The sequence below is a fragment of the Mangrovimonas sp. DI 80 genome, from assembly GCF_001975575.1.
GTDB lineage: Bacteria > Bacteroidota > Bacteroidia > Flavobacteriales > Flavobacteriaceae > Mangrovimonas_A > Mangrovimonas_A xylaniphaga.
In genome coordinates this window covers 796,763-813,032 of record NZ_MSDT01000002.1, presented here as the reverse complement: position 1 = coordinate 813,032, position 16,270 = coordinate 796,763, and the positions used below count along the sequence as shown (strand labels likewise).

Below are 16,270 nucleotides of genomic sequence, written 5' to 3'. Positions count from 1 at the left end.
TATAGCTCAAATATAGCTAAATTTTGAGCTATAAAACATCCCTTTTTAGCTCAAAAGACATAAATCTTCACATTTGGGAAACCAGTTTGCCTTTATATTTTGTTTAAAAAGGAAATATAATTTGTTAGAAGTCCTCTAATTTGCTCAGCAGCCACAGGGTTTGCAGAATGAACTTTGAACTTAAGATTTCTTAAGTCAAGCCCTGACTCATAAACCAACCATTTGGCCGCAGCTAATCCATCGGGGGCAACCTCACCATGGTCATCCAGTCCTAAATCATTGTCAAAACTTATAAACTCAGGTAAGCCATTTGTCATGATATAGCCAACAAATTCCTCATAAGTCCGTACAATATCAAAATTGGCTACCATTCCCTCGTCATAGACCATATCCACCGTCCTGACATCATCTAAAAATAGTTTTTCATTCTTCATTTTGAAAATCATCCAAAAGTTCTTCCATTGCAATCAGAAACAGATTCCGTAAGGACATCCCATCCTTTAACATTGCCACTCTCCAAGAAATCTTGCTGAAGGAGCGAATCTCGCAATTCAACCGATCTGGTTGCAATTGATTTTGAGCCACGGCAATAAGTTTACGTTGTCTAATATACGGTATTCTTTCTCCAACCAATTGTTGCAACCGAACATCAGTATTAAGAAAAAACAAAATACTAACATTGGAAGAATTAATTTGGAAATATTCCAAAGGAATATCCTCATTTCCGTCTGAATATTGCTTTCCAGAAACCACTGTAAGGTTATCCAAGACCGCCTCTGGAGCCACACACTTTATAAAGCTTTCTTTAATAAAGTCATAGCTAAATAAACGTTCCATTTTGTCAAAAGAGCTGAGCTCTTCAAAATGCTTAACCATAAAATCTAGTATTTAAATTCACCCCTAAGGTTTTCAGTCCCGATTACCCGCCACTAAAGAAAAAAGCACCTTTGACCACCTTACATTTTGCGCACTGCCAAATCCACCATTTTTCATTATTAATTAGAAATTGTACTGAAAAGCCTCTTTAATCTTGGCTCTTACTTCTTGATTCTTTGTTCTCTCCTCCTTGCTCCCCTCCCAACTTTATGTTTCTAGCTCCTCACTTTTACCCCTCAATAACACAACTGTCCAAAAAACGCCTTCACTTCTTCCTCAAACACCTCCACAGGTATCCGATGTGCAAGATCATTACGCAGATGGATCTGATATTCTGGTTGCAAATCCACTGTATTCGCCAAAAACCGAAGTGTTTCTCTTGGATCTACTACTTCATCCGCACTTCCTAATACCATTTGCTTGAAATTACTCTTTTGCTGTTCCAATTCAGGCACTAATTGTTGCACCGAGCGATGAGCTATGGCAGGATTAAACAGCAGAGCTGGTCGCTGTAACGCATTGGAAATATAATATCCTGCAAAACCTCCCATACTACTCCCAATAACCACATTAATATCTATTTCCTGAAACTTCTCAACTATACTCAAAATACTATTAGGATCCAATTCATAATCAATTGATGGCGAATATACAGTCCCATAATTTTCCAAAATAGTTCGCTTTTCAGGACTCAAACTACCATTAAGCCCGTGTAGGTATAATATGTTCATGGTGAAATTTGTTTTAAAATGTCATTAACTTTTACTAACACAAAGGTGAAACATATGTTCGCCAAAACATGTCGGACTAACATTAAATTTATGTCCGACACAATTTGACGGAGTAAAGAATTTACTTTACTACAAAATAAATAATTATGACACTTATAGAACTTATAAGCAAAAACGAATGGATAGATGTCAAACCTATTTTGATTGAACTATTTCCAAAAGAAAATAGAACATATAAATTAAAAGCCTACGAATTTGTTTATTCCAAACTTCAAAAAATGAAAACAATTCCAAGTAAGGATACCATTATATTGGAACGAGTTTGTACCCCAGAAGAGGAATTTGTCGATGTTTACAGTATAAAACCAACAGACAAAGAAAATTGGGCTTTAGATTTTGTGCCATGGCAGGAATGCTTAGGCATGAATATTAGCACAAAATCTTTATCTGAGTTCAATGAACTGGAAATTATTAGCTTTTGTCTCTACGAAATGACATTTTATGGCTTTTCTCAATCAAAAATTAAAGAACAGTTTGATCAATTTATAAACGGTTCAGATGAAATTGATAAAAAATACTCATAAATCATTACCATAGCAAGGGTGTCTATTTCACAGTATTTCAAGAGACCTTTGGAAATAGCTTCACGTTCTAGATCCATCATGGTTTCAAACTGCAACTTGCTATAGGCTGTTAAAGCGGCCCCACCATCGGCAATCATTCCCATGTCGGATACCAAGTTTTCTAAATCCTCATCAGTCCAGTTGTCAAATAAAGGAGCTAAGGTTTTATAGGGACTTTTCACCTCCCCATTCTCAAGGGTAATAAACACGTGGTCATTACTAAAATTTTTACTGCTCACTTCTATATCCGAAAGTGGCTGTGAATATTTGGACTTTAAAAAGTCACTGGAATTTAAAACAGCAGGTAACACCGCTTTGATAGAAATAGATCCTTGGGTGGCTGGGTCATAATAGAAGTTTTTCACTACTTGATACAAATCAATCATATCCCGATCCCCACACCATGAGTTTGGATTACTTCCTGTGGTATACGTAATATCCCGTATAAAACCTTGGAGAGCTTCCTTGTCTGCTTCATCAGATTCCTCAAGTTGTAGATAGATTTGGTTAAGTACAGTATTTTCATGAATGTGGTACCTAAAAATGCTACCTCCATTTGTTTCTAAAGCAGCTTTTAATGCCCTTACAAAATCAAAATTTGGGAATACACCTACTTGAGCATTCAAATACTCTGTTTTGTGCTCTACTCTACCATCCTCATATACCAAATGATGAGAAAATTGAAAAGCGGTTTGTTCATAAGGATGTCTTCCCTTTGTAAATGGCAAGGCGACCATGGACGTTTCAAAATCGATAAAGTTCAAGGGGTAAACCCAAGTAGCCATTTCCTTCCTCAAACCGTCTAGTTCAAAATAAGGGTCTTTGTTCAGCTCTTGTGTTTTGACAATTTGGATCCATTGCCGTTCACTATTTGAAATTTTACCAGCTTCGAGGTTCAAATTAACATCAGATTCCTGCAAATCTTCCATAAACAAAGTCCCTCCTTCCATAATTTTTTTCGAACTCCTAAAGTTCCAAACGTCATAGACCTTTGGTTGGGTTACCTGTGAAGGCCTGAGCTGTGTTTGAGAAGTCCAGCATTCATGGAAGCCACTTTTATGGGTATCGGTTGGAGTTTCTGTGTAAAATTCACATCCTTTACAATGGTGTCCAATAGGCTGATTAATTTTAAGGTCCTTTTGATAATGGTCCATAAAGTGGGTAACGGTGTCCTCAAAAGTCAAACCTTCAAACAAAGGATTGCTGCCAAGGATCAAATCAATTTCATTTTGAACAGGAATATTGGCCAATAAAGGGGAGCCCAAATCTTCTAAGGTCAAGCCCTCTTTTTTAGTTATTCCCGTTCTCAAATCAGAGTTTTTACTGATTTTAAAGCATTGATTTATCCCGTCAACAGAAGCCACAGCATCTTTATTTACCAATTTTAAATATGGACTAATTTGCCATTCAGGATAAGCTTTTTGAATGACATAGTTTTGAAAGGCAATATCATACAAATAGGCAGTCCATCCACTATTTAAGCCTCCCCTTGCTCCAAAAAAGCTGTCATGAGTTAGTCCATTTATGGATTTCGCTTTTACTTCAATAAGTTGGACCTTGTCTCCCTTTTTCTCCAAAATATCCACCCGTATAAACAGGCCCTCATATAAAAAGGCGGCTTCAAAAATAACCACATTTTCTTGTTGTAACAGAGCTGCTGTTCTCTGAGCCAATAGCTCATAGTTCCAATCCTCTCCAAGAATGGCAATCCCCTCTGGATAATACATTCTAGCCAATTCTTCAACTTGAAAACCACCTTCTGCCAAAGCTTCGAGAAAAGGGTCACTTTCACTTTGGTTTTCATATTCGGGTTTACGGGTATAAAATAATTTTGTAGGGCAATCTAATGCCAATTTAAAGCGTGATTTGGTTAAATACCTTTGGTTGGTTGTAGTCATAATTACTTATATTTCTTATAAATCTGTTCAATTGCGTTTTTGATATGCTCTCTGTACCATTGAGGAGCAACCACCTCAACCTCCAGACTCATTTTAAAAATCTGGATATCCAACTCATAATTCGGAATCAGGTGATAGGACACCCTCGAAAATCCCTCTTCGGTATCTGGAACGACCTGTTGGGAGGAATGCAAAGGCAAACTCTCTAAGTATTTTAGATGGTTATTGTTTACCTTCAATACAATCTCTTCTTGGTTCTTCCTACTATAATTAAGACCAATGATGTTATCAAATTGAGCCAATTGATCTTCAAAATCTTTTGTTTTGATCTTGCTCAAGCCCGTCAGTTTGGTCTGTTCCATTCTATCAATCCCAAAGGATCTTATCTCATCCATTCCCTCTGGCACCCCAATCACATACCATCGGTTAAGATATTCTTTAATAATCAAAGGGGTTATGGTATAGGCTTTATGGGTATCGTTATAGTAATTGTAATGAGTGAAGGATAGTTGGCGCCCCTCCTTAATCCCTCTTAAAATCACCACCAAATTATCCAACCCCTTCAATTGGTTGCTATCGTCAAAATGGACATACCCGAAAATATCCCGACTGTCCTTAAGTCCATCCGTAAATACATCAGCTAGGGTAACAAACTCGATAAATCGAAAAAATGAAGCCACATGCATACTATTTTCATGGTCTATATAATAACTGTTTGTCCCCTTTTGATAACTAATTTCCAAGCCGAAGTCCGTTCGTATCTTGCTGAGGTCCCGCTCAAAAGTCCGTTCAGAGACTTGGCAATCCTTTTCCTCTAAAAATTGAAGAAGCTCTTCCTTAGTGGCTGTTTCACGATCCTTTAGATATTGTATAATAAAACTTAAACGTCTTGGGATTTCATATTTTGACATAGTGTAAAAGTATATCTTATGTCCGCCAAACTGTGACGGCCTTGTGAAAATAGCAATAATAATGGTGAACGACATCATTTGGCGGGTGTATAAACAACTTTTGCAGTTGAGTTCATAACCAACCCCAAAATTCAAGGCTAACAAAACTGTATGGAGAAGTCATTGCGCATTAAGCTATACGGCGAATCATTTAAAATCCATAAACTTAAAATTGACGATAAGGACTATAGAAAATGCCAATCGGTAGCTGAGATACTCAAACAGCCACTAGAAATGGCTTTGATCAACATAGATTTCTTTAGATTATTGAACCATCCAGATTTGAGCTCCATTAATGATTTTATAGAAAAAACGTTTGGAGGCTTAATCAATAACCCCAAGAATAGTATAGAAATAACCTGGGGAAGAAAAAGAGTGGCAAAGTTTACAATAAATGATCTTTTGTTTAGCAATACCCTATTTCCTTTGTATAATGCCAACATATACCAAGTCGACACAGAAAATATGCTCTCTGGAATATATCTTATGGAACGGGAAATTGGATTGATAGGACAATACGAAACAGTGGCGAGCAATTTTAAATTTGATCACCTTCAATTCCATTTAACAAAAAGTAATTTTCAAAACACGGCCCTCGAACTGTTGAATTTCGTTACCTTTAATGGGTCCAGGATGCACATATCCAAAACCGATTGCCTATTGAGGCATCAACAAGCATTTACGTGCAAATAAATTAAATATTATTCAAGAAATGGTTGCCCCCAATGTTGTAACCCCTAAAAACAAAAAACCCGAAAACTCCTTTATTTACAAGGGTTTCCGGGCTGTTTTCGTGGTCCCACCTGGGCTCGAACCAGGGACTTTCTGATTATGAGTCAGATACTCTAACCAACTGAGTTATAGGACCTGAAATTGGAGTGCAATATTACTATTAATTTTATTATACTGCAAACCTTTTTTTAATTACTTGATGTCTTGGCAAAGCTCTACCAATACACCGTTTGTGGATTTGGGATGCAAAAACGCCACTAACTTATTGTCTGCCCCTTTTTTAGGTATCGTGTTCAAAACAGTAAAGCCTTCTTTGGTTAGTCGTGCAATTTCCTGTTCAATATCATCCACCGCAAAAGCTATATGATGAATCCCCTCCCCCTTTTTTTCAATAAACTTGGCAATGGGGCTATCTGGATTACTAGCTTCCAACAGTTCAATCTTGTTGGGACCTGATTGGAAAAAAGAGGTCTTCACTCCTTCACTTTCCACGGTTTCCTCTTTATACTTTGGTACACCCAATAAGGCTTCAAATAGAGGATTGGACACTTCCAAATCCTTAACGGCAATACCAATATGTTCTATTTTATTCATTTTAAGTTTGTTTTCTATCTGTAGGTCAAATTTAATGGGACTAAAAATAAGATATTCCTCAAATATGCTCTATTTTTGCAGTGTATTTCCTAATATATAAAACCTAAACACGTTGGAAGAGAGTCAAAGACAGAAAAAAATTGGAAGTGTTTTACAGGAAGATCTTGTAGACGTATTACAGGGTGCTGCCACAAAAGGAGGCCTTAGAGGCATTATCATTTCGGTAAGCAAGGTTAAAGTAACTACAGATTTATCCGTTGCTAAAGTCTATTTAAGCATTTTCCCTAACGACAAGGGTCAGGAACTATTGGAAGGTATTCGTTCCAACACGCCATTAATTCGTCACGAATTGGCACAGCGCACCAAAAATCAATTACGCCGTATGCCTAATTTGGAATTCTTTATCGACGATTCTTTGGAATATATAGACCGTATTGAACAGTCACTAAAAGGCGAAGAAAACCCTATACAAAATCCAGACCTTCTGGATAAACGTAAAAAATCATAATCATGATCACTCCACTCGGAGTGGTTTTTTCTTTAGTACTGCCTTTTCGGTTATTTTCTTTTTTCACCTTAAATTACGGCCATGAATGTATCCCTTTACATTGCCAAACGCTACCTGTTTTCCAAAAGCAGTAATAATGCCATCAATATCATGACCCTTATTGCGGCTTCCGGTATTGTAATTGCCTCAGCCGCCCTGTTTATTGTCCTTTCGGGATTTGCCGGTTTGAAAGATTTTAGTCTTCAGTTTACTTCCTATGTAGATCCAGACCTTAAAATGCTTCCTGCAAAAGGGAAATCCTTTCAATTTACTGAACAGGATTCTTTGGAACTTTCCAACATTGAAGGTGTAGCACTTTTTTCCGAAATCATAGAAGAACATGTCATTCTGGAATTCGATAACAAACGAAAATTGGCCACCCTAAAAGGAGTTGACGAACATTATACCCAAGTGACCCATATGGATTCTATGGTAGCATATGGATTTTGGTTTGAAAAAGGAACGGACCAAGTGGTTTGTGGATGGGGTATTTCCAGCAGTTTGTCTTTGGGTGTTTTGGATTATGCTAAACAACTTAAAATTTATGTGCCCAAACCAGGAACAGGTCAAATTACTTCTGTAAAAGGCGCTTTCAATTCTATAAATGCTGTGAATACAGGGGTTTTTCAAATCAATGAAGATTTAGACAATACCTATGTCTACTCCAACTTGGAAACCGCCAAATTTCTAATGAACTACAACGTTAACCAAGTAAGCAGCATTGAGGTAAAACTACATCCAAATGCCAACGAAGCGCAGATAAGACAAGCTCTGAACGACACGTTTGGAGACCGTTTTATAATAAAAAATAGAACAGAGCTTAACGACTCGCTCAACAAAATGCTCAACTCTGAGAACTTGTTTGTATACCTTGTCTTTACTTTGGTAATTGCTATTGCCCTGTTCAACGTTATAGGATCACTTATCATGATGATTCTGGACAAAAAGGAGTCCTTACACACCCTATTTAATTTGGGGACACCTACAAATGCCATAAAGCGTATTTTCTTCCTTCAGGGAAGTTTAATGACGATTTTGGCAGGTGTTACCGGAATCGTGATTGGATTTATACTTGTGGTCCTGCAACAGCAATTCAGTTTGGTCATGATTACCCCATCATTACCCTACCCCGTAGTTATACAGCCTATCAACTTTGTTGTGGTATTTGTAACGGTAGGTCTTCTAGGAGTGGTCGCTTCCAAAATTGCTTCTGGAAGAATATCGAAAGCTTTAGTTAGACAAACTGGTAATTAGAAAACTGGTCCAATACCTCATCAAACGCTTCGAATACATCCTTGGCATCATCACTGGTTACCATTTTGGTACGGTATTCCTTGAAGTTTGGAATTCCTTTGAAGTAGTTGGTATAGTGACGTCTGGTTTCAAAAACGCCTAACTTCTCACCTTTCCAGTCAATCGCCATTTGCAGATGGCGTCTAGCCGCTTCCACACGCTCTTCCAAAGAAATTGGTGCTAAGTGTTCCCCAGTCTTAAAGAAGTGTTTTACTTGTTTGAAGAACCAAGGATTTCCAATGGTAGCACGACCTATCATACAGCCATCCAAACCATAGCTATCACGCATTTCCATAGCGCGCTCAGGAGTATCCACATCGCCATTTCCAAATACTGGAATGTGCATTCTCGGGTTGTTTTTCACCTCAGCAATTGGGCGCCAATCGGCATTCCCCTTGTACATTTGTGCTCTGGTACGACCATGGATAGAAATGGCCTTACAGCCTACGTCCTGAAGACGTTCGGCTACTTCTACAATCCTAATAGAATCGTGGTCCCAACCTAAACGGGTTTTTACGGTAATGGGCAAATTGGTACGCTTCACCATTTCGGCTGTCAAGGTTTCCATTAAGCACACATCCTTAAGGATTCCTGCTCCAGCTCCTTTACTTACCACCTTCTTTACGGGGCACCCAAAATTGATGTCGATCATATCCGGATTGGACTTTTCAACAATATCAATGGTTTGGAGCATAGTGTCTAAATTGGCACCAAAAATCTGTATGCCTACAGGACGCTCCTTCTCGTAAATATCCAGTTTCATGGTACTTTTGGCCGCATCGCGAATAAGTCCTTCACTTGAAATAAATTCCGTAAATACCACATCTGCCCCCTGCTCCTTGCACAACGCACGAAACGGTGGATCACTTACATCTTCCATAGGTGCCAAAAGCAACGGAAAATCAGGAAGTTCTATATTGCCAATTTTTACCATAATAGCCCATTTTGGTGCAAAATTACATCTTTTTGGCTAATCCTCTTCTATTCCAATAAAATAGTACTGTAGTGACGAATGCTTGTTGTGAAAAAAATTAATTTTCCTGTGTTTCCAAACGATCCAATTCCTGAAGATCTTTACCAGATTCAGTCTCTGATTTAAGGGTTGTATTTCCGAAGTTATAGCGCAGTCCAACTTTAACGGTACGGCTGTCCACATCGTTAAAGCGAGAATTGTATTGATTCAAGAACCGTGTGGCATCTTCCATATCTTGCATATTGAACAAGTCTTCAGCAATCAAGGAGACTACTAATTTCTTCTTGCAAAGCGTTTTGGAAATAGACAAACTAGACACCAATCGATCTTCCACAATTCTGAACCCTTGCATATTCTTACCTACCCAAATTAAATTAAGGTTGGCATTTAAGCTTTTATCCTTTAAAAATTGCCAATTATTGCTCAACTCACTGTAATTGGACCACTGATCCTGTGATATGTCATTACCCCAAAAATTGGCCTCATCCTTAATGTTATAAAACGACGTCACCGCATAAAGGTACCAACGTGGTGATACATAAAAATTCACTACAAAATCGAAACCAAACTCAAGGGTTCTATCAAAATTAACAGGCGCGTAAGTGAGAATGTTATTGGCATTATCCTGTGCAGGCAATTCGTAAATATTGTTCTTGTTCACTTTGTAATAGGCTTCTACCGTATAGGTGTTTTTAAAGGAAGCTCCAATAACCGCATGGTCAATAAACACAGGTTGTAACTTAGGATTTCCAACCACAACTGTATTGTCATTCAAATAGAGTTTGAAAGGATTCAAGCTCTGGTAATCTGGCCTATTAATGCTGCGTTTGTAATTGGTGTACAGACTTAAATTATCCGACGCTGTAAAACTGATGCTCGCGGTCGGAAACCAACTCAAGTAATCCTGTTTGTTCACTTCGTTGTTGGTGATTGAAATCCCCTTTAATTGGGTTTGCTCAACCCTCAAACCAAAGTTCAAACTCCATAAATCCCAATCATTTGAAAAGTCCACATACCCTGCGTAAATAGATTCCTTGTAATCAAAAGCATCTGAGTTGTCCGGATTCAAAGTTTCCTGGCCTTCAAAAACATCGTATTGGGTGATATCGCTATTGGTGGAAATGTTAGAATATTTTACACCGGTTTCAAAACTTGAAGTTTCTGAAGCTGCTCTAGCATAATCCAATTGGGACGTAAAAATATCTGTGTCTTGATTGCTAAAGGTGTTGTAACTGGTGGTTTGCAAAAACTGATCGTTGTTGTCAAAATAATTACTGATCACACTTTGGTCTCTCGAATAGCCGTAGGTTGTATAGTGGGCATTTGCCGAGAGTTGCTCGCCATCCTCATTAAAATTATGGACATAATCCATGTTGAATCCCAAATTGTGTTTTTCATCAAAGGACAAGTTGTTGGCATCAAAATAATACATTAATGATTCGTTGGCATCTAACACTTCACTGGTGTTGTTGATGTTGTATTTAAAATCGGGCATCCAAAGTGTATTGGCTGAAAGACTCAAGGTACTTTGCTTGCTCAACATATAATCCAAGTACACATCCAAATTATGGGTTTTGGACCAAGTATTTCTATTTACCGAGGACAACCAAATTTGATCCACATTGCGGTTACTGTCAAAGTAGTTGATTTCTTCATCAGAATCCCTGTTGATTTTGTTTTGGGTATAGCTGTAGTTGGCAGATACATTCAATTTTTCAGTTTTGAAATAATGCCCCATACCACCATTGTACCTAGGAAAAACCCCTTGTGTAAAATTGCCAAATACATTGCCTTTGTAACCTGTTACCAAATTCTTTCCCATCACAATGTTGATGACCACTCCGCTTTCAGCATCATATTTTGCTGGCGGATTGGTAATCACTTCAATGGATTTTATGGACGATGCCGAAGATCCTTCCAATAGTTGGGTCAATTCTGAAGAAGACAAATTCACCTTACGGTTATTGATGTACACTGTAGGCGCCACACTTTTCACCATAATACTGTTATCTACCACCAAAACCCCTGGAGTACTTTGTATGGCCTGTAACATATTGCCTTCGGTTAGCGCAGTACTTTCCACATCAAACACCAATCTATCGGCTTCCTTTTTAATGGTAGGCTTTTTATAGGTAATGTTGATTTCCTCCAAGCTTTGCAGATCCTCTTGCATCACCATCACCCCCAAATCCAAATTACCACTCAAGGTAATTTCCTTGCGAATGTCTTTATACCCCATAAATGAAATGGTCAATAGATACGTGCCCACATCCAGATTGATAACTTCAAACTCCCCTCTATCATCAGTGGCACTGCCTTTCACGAAAGTTTCAGTGTCGCTGGTCTCAATCATAACATTGGCATAGGAAATAGGATTGCTGTGTTCATCCACAACCTTTCCTTTTACGAAGACTCCTTGTCCAAAACTCAATGATGTAACCAGAAATAGTAGGTTGATTAAGGGTGTTAATTTCAAGTTAAATTAGCTTTAGAGTATTGCAATATAACATTTGTTTTTTTATATCAATTATGGATTTCCGTTATTTTTATAGTTTCTTTTGTTATAAATAATTCATCACAAAGCATAATAAATCAACTATATTTGCAAAATCTTATGCATGTAAGTACCAATTATGAAGCACATTAGAAATTTTTGCATTATTGCACATATAGACCACGGTAAGAGTACCTTAGCCGATCGTTTGTTGGACTTTACCGGCTCGGTAACAGAGCGCGAAAAACAAGATCAGCTATTGGACAATATGGACTTGGAGCGCGAGCGTGGTATCACCATTAAATCGCATGCCATTCAAATGGAATATGTCCATGAAGGCGAAACCTATATCCTTAACCTTATTGACACCCCTGGTCACGTAGATTTCTCTTACGAGGTATCCCGTTCCATTGCCGCCTGTGAAGGTGCACTATTGATTGTAGATGCCGCACAAAGCATTCAGGCACAAACCATTTCCAACCTATATTTGGCTTTGGAAAATGATTTGGAAATCATCCCTGTATTGAACAAAGTAGATTTGCCAAGTGCCAATCCAGAAGAAGTAACCGATGATATTGTAGACCTTTTGGGTTGCGATCCTTCGGAAGTGATTCCTGCCAGTGCCAAAACCGGTTTGGGAATCCAAGATATTTTAACGGCCATTATCGAGCGTGTTCCTGCTCCAAAAGGAAATCCAGATGAGCCATTACAGGCCTTGATTTTCGACTCTGTATACAACCCATTTAGAGGTGTTGAAACCTATTTTAGGGTGATCAACGGTTCGATTAAAAAAGGACAGCAAATTAAGTTTATTGCTACCGGCAACACCTATTTTGCTGATGAAGTAGGAACCTTAAAGCTGAAACAACACCCACAAAAGGAAATTAAAGCTGGTGATGTAGGGTACTTAATTACTGGTATCAAGGAAGCCAAGGAAGTAAAAGTGGGTGACACCATTACCGATGCCAAGGAGCCTACCAAAAATGCGATTGGTGGTTTTGAGGACGTAAAACCTATGGTATTTGCGGGTATTTACCCTGTAGATACTGAGGATTACGAAGAGTTAAGAACCTCTATGGAAAAGCTGCAGCTTAACGATGCTTCATTGGTATTCCAACCAGAGAGTTCTGCCGCCCTAGGTTTTGGTTTTAGATGTGGTTTCTTAGGAATGTTGCACTTGGAAATCATCCAGGAGCGTTTGGAACGTGAGTTCGACATGACCGTAATTACAACGGTACCTAACGTGTCCTACCACGCCTTTACCAACAAAAACCCGGATGAGGTTATCATTGTTAACAACCCGTCCGATTTACCAGACCCTTCCACACTAAACCGTGTTGAAGAGCCTTATATTAAAGCTACCATCATTACCAAGGCCGACTTTATCGGAAACGTGATGTCGCTTTGTATTGAAAAGCGTGGACAGATTACCAATCAAACCTATTTAACGCCAGAGCGTGTAGAGCTGAGTTTTGACATGCCATTGGCAGAAATTGTATTCGATTTTTACGATCGCCTAAAAACGGTGTCCAAAGGATATGCCTCTTTTGACTATTCTCCTATTGGGATGCGCGCCTCTAAATTGGTACGTGTAGACATCCTGTTGAACGCACAGCCAGTAGACGCCCTGTCGGCCCTAATTCACGCCGATAATGCCTACAACATTGGTAAAAAAATGTGTGAGAAGCTTAAGGAATTGATCCCAAGACAGCAGTTCGATATTCCTATCCAAGCCGCCATTGGCGCCAAGATCATTGCGCGTGAAACCATTAAGGCCCTTAGAAAAGACGTTACCGCCAAATGTTACGGTGGGGATATTTCCCGTAAGCGTAAGTTATTGGAAAAACAGAAAAAAGGTAAGAAACGTATGCGCCAAGTAGGGAACGTAGAAATCCCTCAGCAAGCCTTTATGGCCGTTTTAAAGCTTAACGATTAAGCTTGTACCTTCTAGATGATATAAAAATCCCTGTAATGTTTACAGGGATTTTGTTTTTGTGTTGTGTATTTAGAAAATCATTGGCCTATGCAACGATCACCCGTGATATAAACAGTTTTCATTAGTATATGCTTTGATTCAATGAAGTATTTTTCATCCATTTTAGATCTTTAAATTCATATATACGCGTGTTTTTAAATCCACATAACGGACCACAAATTTGTTCTATATGGACAATTGCTAAATTATAGGTTTCATTGAATATTGGTTTTGAAATTGAAATAAATCCATATTCGCAATGATGTTCCTTTAACCAATCCAAATATTTAAAATTGTCCATTTCAAATGTTTTTGAGAAGTTATTGAAATCATCTTTTGTTATAATTTCTTTATCAGGGTTTAGCTCCTTCGTGAAAACAAATTTATGGGTGAGTTTAATCTGGAAATTGATGAAAGCAGTGTCCTTTATATTTAAATTTTCTTTGATATAGGACTCAAAGTCGCTAGGAGATTCCTTTAGTTTCCAAATAGGTTTTTCAAGAATGCAATTGGTCCTGTTTAAATTTTCATCAAGTAATAATTGACTAATTATTTCAATAGTTTTTTGCTTGTCTAAAGCTTCGTTATTAATATCAGATTTACATGATTGGATAATCATCAATGCCAATATTAATAGGTAAATCTTGTTTTTCATTGAATTGCTTCCAACTTAAGGCTCCGTGCTCCCAACTATCTTCTCAGATACAATTTAACTACACCCCTTCTGGCCTACCTAAATACACTAGCTGATACCCTTTTTCAACCTTGAAATCCTTATCCAAAGAGCAGATGATGTGCAGTTCGCCGGTAAGATCCTTTACGAAGAGAGGAATCATCTTTTGTTCGGAATTGAGGAAATCGATCTTTTCCAAATAATCCTTTTTAGACCTTAAATCTATCTCGTTGATAACCGGATAATCACGTGCTACTTCACTAAAGTTGATAAAATCGTCCTTAGTGGAGAAAATCATGTCCTTATCAATGGTTTCCGGATGTTTGATTTCTTCAGAAGAAATCAAACGGTATGCCCCAGATTCCCCTAAATAGGTTTTAAACTTATTGATGGAATGACGGTTCACCTCATCACTTCCCGTAAAGGCCAACAGATAGCCAATATCGCTCAATTCGACGTCATTGGACAGATCTTCGGAATATACATTGGCTTCCATGGCATCCAAGTCCTTGGCACGGGCCTTGTCGATGTTTTCCTTGTTGCTATCAATTAACACCACATGGCGTCCATTATCGATTAGGTAACGGGCAATGATTCTAGAGGCTTCGGAGGCACCCACAATTAAAATACCATCACTGGTTTTTAGGTACACCCCTACCCATTTGGCAAAGGAACGCGCCGTGGTAGCATTCAACAATACTGTTACCAATACAGTAGTAAACACCAAAGGTGTAATGTATTCAGCGCCGGGCTCACCCTTAAGTACTAATTTGGTACCAAACAGCGAGGCAATCCCCGCGGCCACAATCCCTCTAGGACCTACCCAACTTATAAAGAGCTTTTCGTTGGTTTTAAGTCCTGATTTTGTAGTGCTTAAAAATACGCCCAACGGACGCAACACAAATATGATTACTGCCATAAGAATGGCTGTTTTCCAATTGTAAACAGTCAGCAAATCTTCAATATTCACATTGGCAGAAAGCAAAATGAAAAGAATGGAAATGAGCAATACACTCAGCGATTCCTTAAAGTACAGCAATTCCTTTAAATTTTGAAGCTTACTGTTCCCCAATACCATACCCATGACTACAACCGCCAAAAGCCCAGATTCATGGGCAAATATATCAGACTCTACAAACACCAATAACACGACAGACAAGGCTGCTACATTCAATAAATAATGAGGAATTAACTTCTTATTAATAGCAAAATACAAGGCCAAAGCTGCAGTGGTTCCAAAGGAAAATCCGATAATAACAATCTTTCCAAATTCAATAAATGCTTGAGAAGTATACCCTGCATCATCACCAATACTAATGAATTCAAATACCAATACCGCTACCAAAGCACCAATAGGATCTATTAAAATACCTTCCCACTTCAACACCGCCGAGACATCCTTTTTAAGAGGAATATTCCTTAAAATAGGCGCTATTACCGTCGGTCCTGTTACAATAATCAAGGCCGAAAACAAGAAGGACATCTTCCAGCTAAGATTAAATATAAAATGCGTAGCAATACCCCCACCAATAAAGGTCACGGCAGCTCCCAAACTGATAAGTTTCATAATTACAGGACCTACCTTGGAGATTTCATTGCGCTTAAGGGTCAGACCTCCCTCAAATAGAACGACCCCAATGGCTAGGGATACAAAACTGTACAAACTGTCGCCGGGAAAGAGACCTTTTTCGCCATTCCATACAGGTTGAATCCACTTGGAACCATCGGCAGAAATCAAAGTAGAAAAGGGCCCAACGAACAGCCCAATTAAAATTAAGGGTAAAATTGCAGGAATTTTAAAACGCCATGCCACCCATTGTGCCAAAATTCCTAAAATTACAATGCCCGAAAGTTCAATCATACATTCAAATTTTTGTTAAAATAACAATAAAAGCGTCAATTTTCATCGCG

The 16,270-nt window shown here is 38.4% G+C and carries 15 protein-coding genes and 1 tRNA gene; 5 read left to right on the top strand and 11 right to left on the bottom strand.

Annotated features, from left to right (window positions below; translation table 11 throughout):
• Positions 1-92: 92 nt before the first annotated feature.
• The 3 genes from BKM32_RS04245 to BKM32_RS04235 all read right to left on the bottom strand — a co-directional run bounded on the left by BKM32_RS04245 (position 93) and on the right by BKM32_RS04235 (position 1,607).
• A complete protein-coding gene (locus tag BKM32_RS04245) occupies positions 93-434 on the bottom strand; it encodes a cyclic-phosphate processing receiver domain-containing protein (protein ID WP_076663046.1) in 342 nt (113 codons plus the stop codon).
• Entirely contained in the window at positions 424-876 is a 453-nt protein-coding gene (locus BKM32_RS04240; protein WP_076662667.1) for a hypothetical protein, read from the bottom strand. The genes BKM32_RS04245 and BKM32_RS04240 overlap by 11 nt, the downstream gene beginning before the upstream one ends.
• Before the next feature lie 236 nt (positions 877-1,112).
• Positions 1,113-1,607, bottom strand: coding sequence for a YqiA/YcfP family alpha/beta fold hydrolase (locus tag BKM32_RS04235; protein ID WP_076662666.1), 495 nt, complete (start codon positions 1,605-1,607; stop codon positions 1,113-1,115).
• Between the two features lie 146 nt (positions 1,608-1,753).
• Here BKM32_RS04235 and BKM32_RS04230 point away from each other — a divergent pair, with 146 nt between their 5' ends.
• Positions 1,754-2,191: a DUF6557 family protein gene (locus BKM32_RS04230; protein ID WP_076662665.1), complete on the top strand. Its 438-nt coding sequence runs from the start codon at positions 1,754-1,756 to the stop codon at positions 2,189-2,191.
• Here the strand turns inward: BKM32_RS04230 and BKM32_RS04225 are convergent.
• Positions 2,146-4,128 carry a DUF2779 domain-containing protein gene (locus BKM32_RS04225; protein ID WP_076662664.1) on the bottom strand — a complete coding sequence of 661 codons (1,983 nt, stop codon included), beginning with the start codon at positions 4,126-4,128 and terminating at the stop codon, positions 2,146-2,148. The genes BKM32_RS04230 and BKM32_RS04225 overlap by 46 nt on opposite strands.
• 2 nt (positions 4,129-4,130) lie before the next feature.
• The gene (locus BKM32_RS04220; protein ID WP_123812055.1) at positions 4,131-5,117 is read right to left on the bottom strand and encodes a YafY family protein; all 987 of its coding nucleotides are present in this window, start codon (positions 5,115-5,117) and stop codon (positions 4,131-4,133) included.
• Positions 5,118-5,189: 72 nt separating this feature from the next.
• Between BKM32_RS04220 and BKM32_RS04215 the strand changes: the two genes are divergently transcribed.
• Entirely contained in the window at positions 5,190-5,771 is a 582-nt protein-coding gene (locus BKM32_RS04215) for a hypothetical protein (RefSeq protein WP_076662662.1), read from the top strand.
• A 101-nt stretch (positions 5,772-5,872) separates the two neighbouring features.
• Here the strand turns inward: BKM32_RS04215 and BKM32_RS04210 are convergent.
• Both BKM32_RS04210 and mce read right to left on the bottom strand, forming a co-directional pair.
• Positions 5,873-5,946: transfer RNA gene (locus tag BKM32_RS04210), tRNA-Ile, on the bottom strand.
• Positions 5,947-6,002: 56 nt separating this feature from the next.
• Entirely contained in the window at positions 6,003-6,404 is a 402-nt protein-coding gene (mce, locus tag BKM32_RS04205; protein WP_076662661.1) for a methylmalonyl-CoA epimerase, read from the bottom strand.
• Between the two features lie 112 nt (positions 6,405-6,516).
• Between mce and rbfA the strand changes: the two genes are divergently transcribed.
• Both rbfA and BKM32_RS04195 read left to right on the top strand, forming a co-directional pair.
• Positions 6,517-6,912 (top strand): 30S ribosome-binding factor RbfA, encoded by a 396-nt coding sequence (gene rbfA / locus BKM32_RS04200; protein WP_076662660.1) that lies wholly within the window; start codon positions 6,517-6,519, stop codon positions 6,910-6,912.
• Between the two features lie 81 nt (positions 6,913-6,993).
• The gene (locus BKM32_RS04195; RefSeq protein WP_076662659.1) at positions 6,994-8,205 is read left to right on the top strand and encodes an ABC transporter permease; all 1,212 of its coding nucleotides are present in this window, start codon (positions 6,994-6,996) and stop codon (positions 8,203-8,205) included.
• Here BKM32_RS04195 and dusB read toward each other — a convergent pair.
• Together dusB and BKM32_RS04185 are read right to left on the bottom strand one after the other, a co-directional pair.
• On the bottom strand, positions 8,186-9,178 hold the full coding sequence (gene dusB, locus BKM32_RS04190; RefSeq protein WP_076662658.1) for a tRNA dihydrouridine synthase DusB: 993 nt from the start codon (positions 9,176-9,178) through the stop codon (positions 8,186-8,188). The genes BKM32_RS04195 and dusB overlap by 20 nt on opposite strands.
• Before the next feature lie 97 nt (positions 9,179-9,275).
• Complete coding sequence (locus tag BKM32_RS04185; protein WP_076662657.1) at positions 9,276-11,693, bottom strand: TonB-dependent receptor domain-containing protein; 2,418 nt, start codon at positions 11,691-11,693, stop codon at positions 9,276-9,278.
• Positions 11,694-11,850: 157 nt separating this feature from the next.
• Here BKM32_RS04185 and lepA point away from each other — a divergent pair, with 157 nt between their 5' ends.
• Positions 11,851-13,647, top strand: a complete 1,797-nt coding sequence (gene lepA, locus BKM32_RS04180; RefSeq protein ID WP_053976566.1) for a translation elongation factor 4 — start codon at positions 11,851-11,853, stop codon at positions 13,645-13,647.
• Positions 13,648-13,768: 121 nt separating this feature from the next.
• On the opposite strand, the gene BKM32_RS04175 is transcribed toward lepA, so the two are convergent.
• On the bottom strand, positions 13,769-14,341 hold the full coding sequence (locus BKM32_RS04175) for a hypothetical protein (RefSeq protein ID WP_076662656.1): 573 nt from the start codon (positions 14,339-14,341) through the stop codon (positions 13,769-13,771).
• A 58-nt stretch (positions 14,342-14,399) separates the two neighbouring features.
• The gene (locus BKM32_RS04170) at positions 14,400-16,220 is read right to left on the bottom strand and encodes a sodium:proton antiporter (protein ID WP_053976564.1); all 1,821 of its coding nucleotides are present in this window, start codon (positions 16,218-16,220) and stop codon (positions 14,400-14,402) included.
• Positions 16,221-16,270 lie beyond the last annotated feature (50 nt).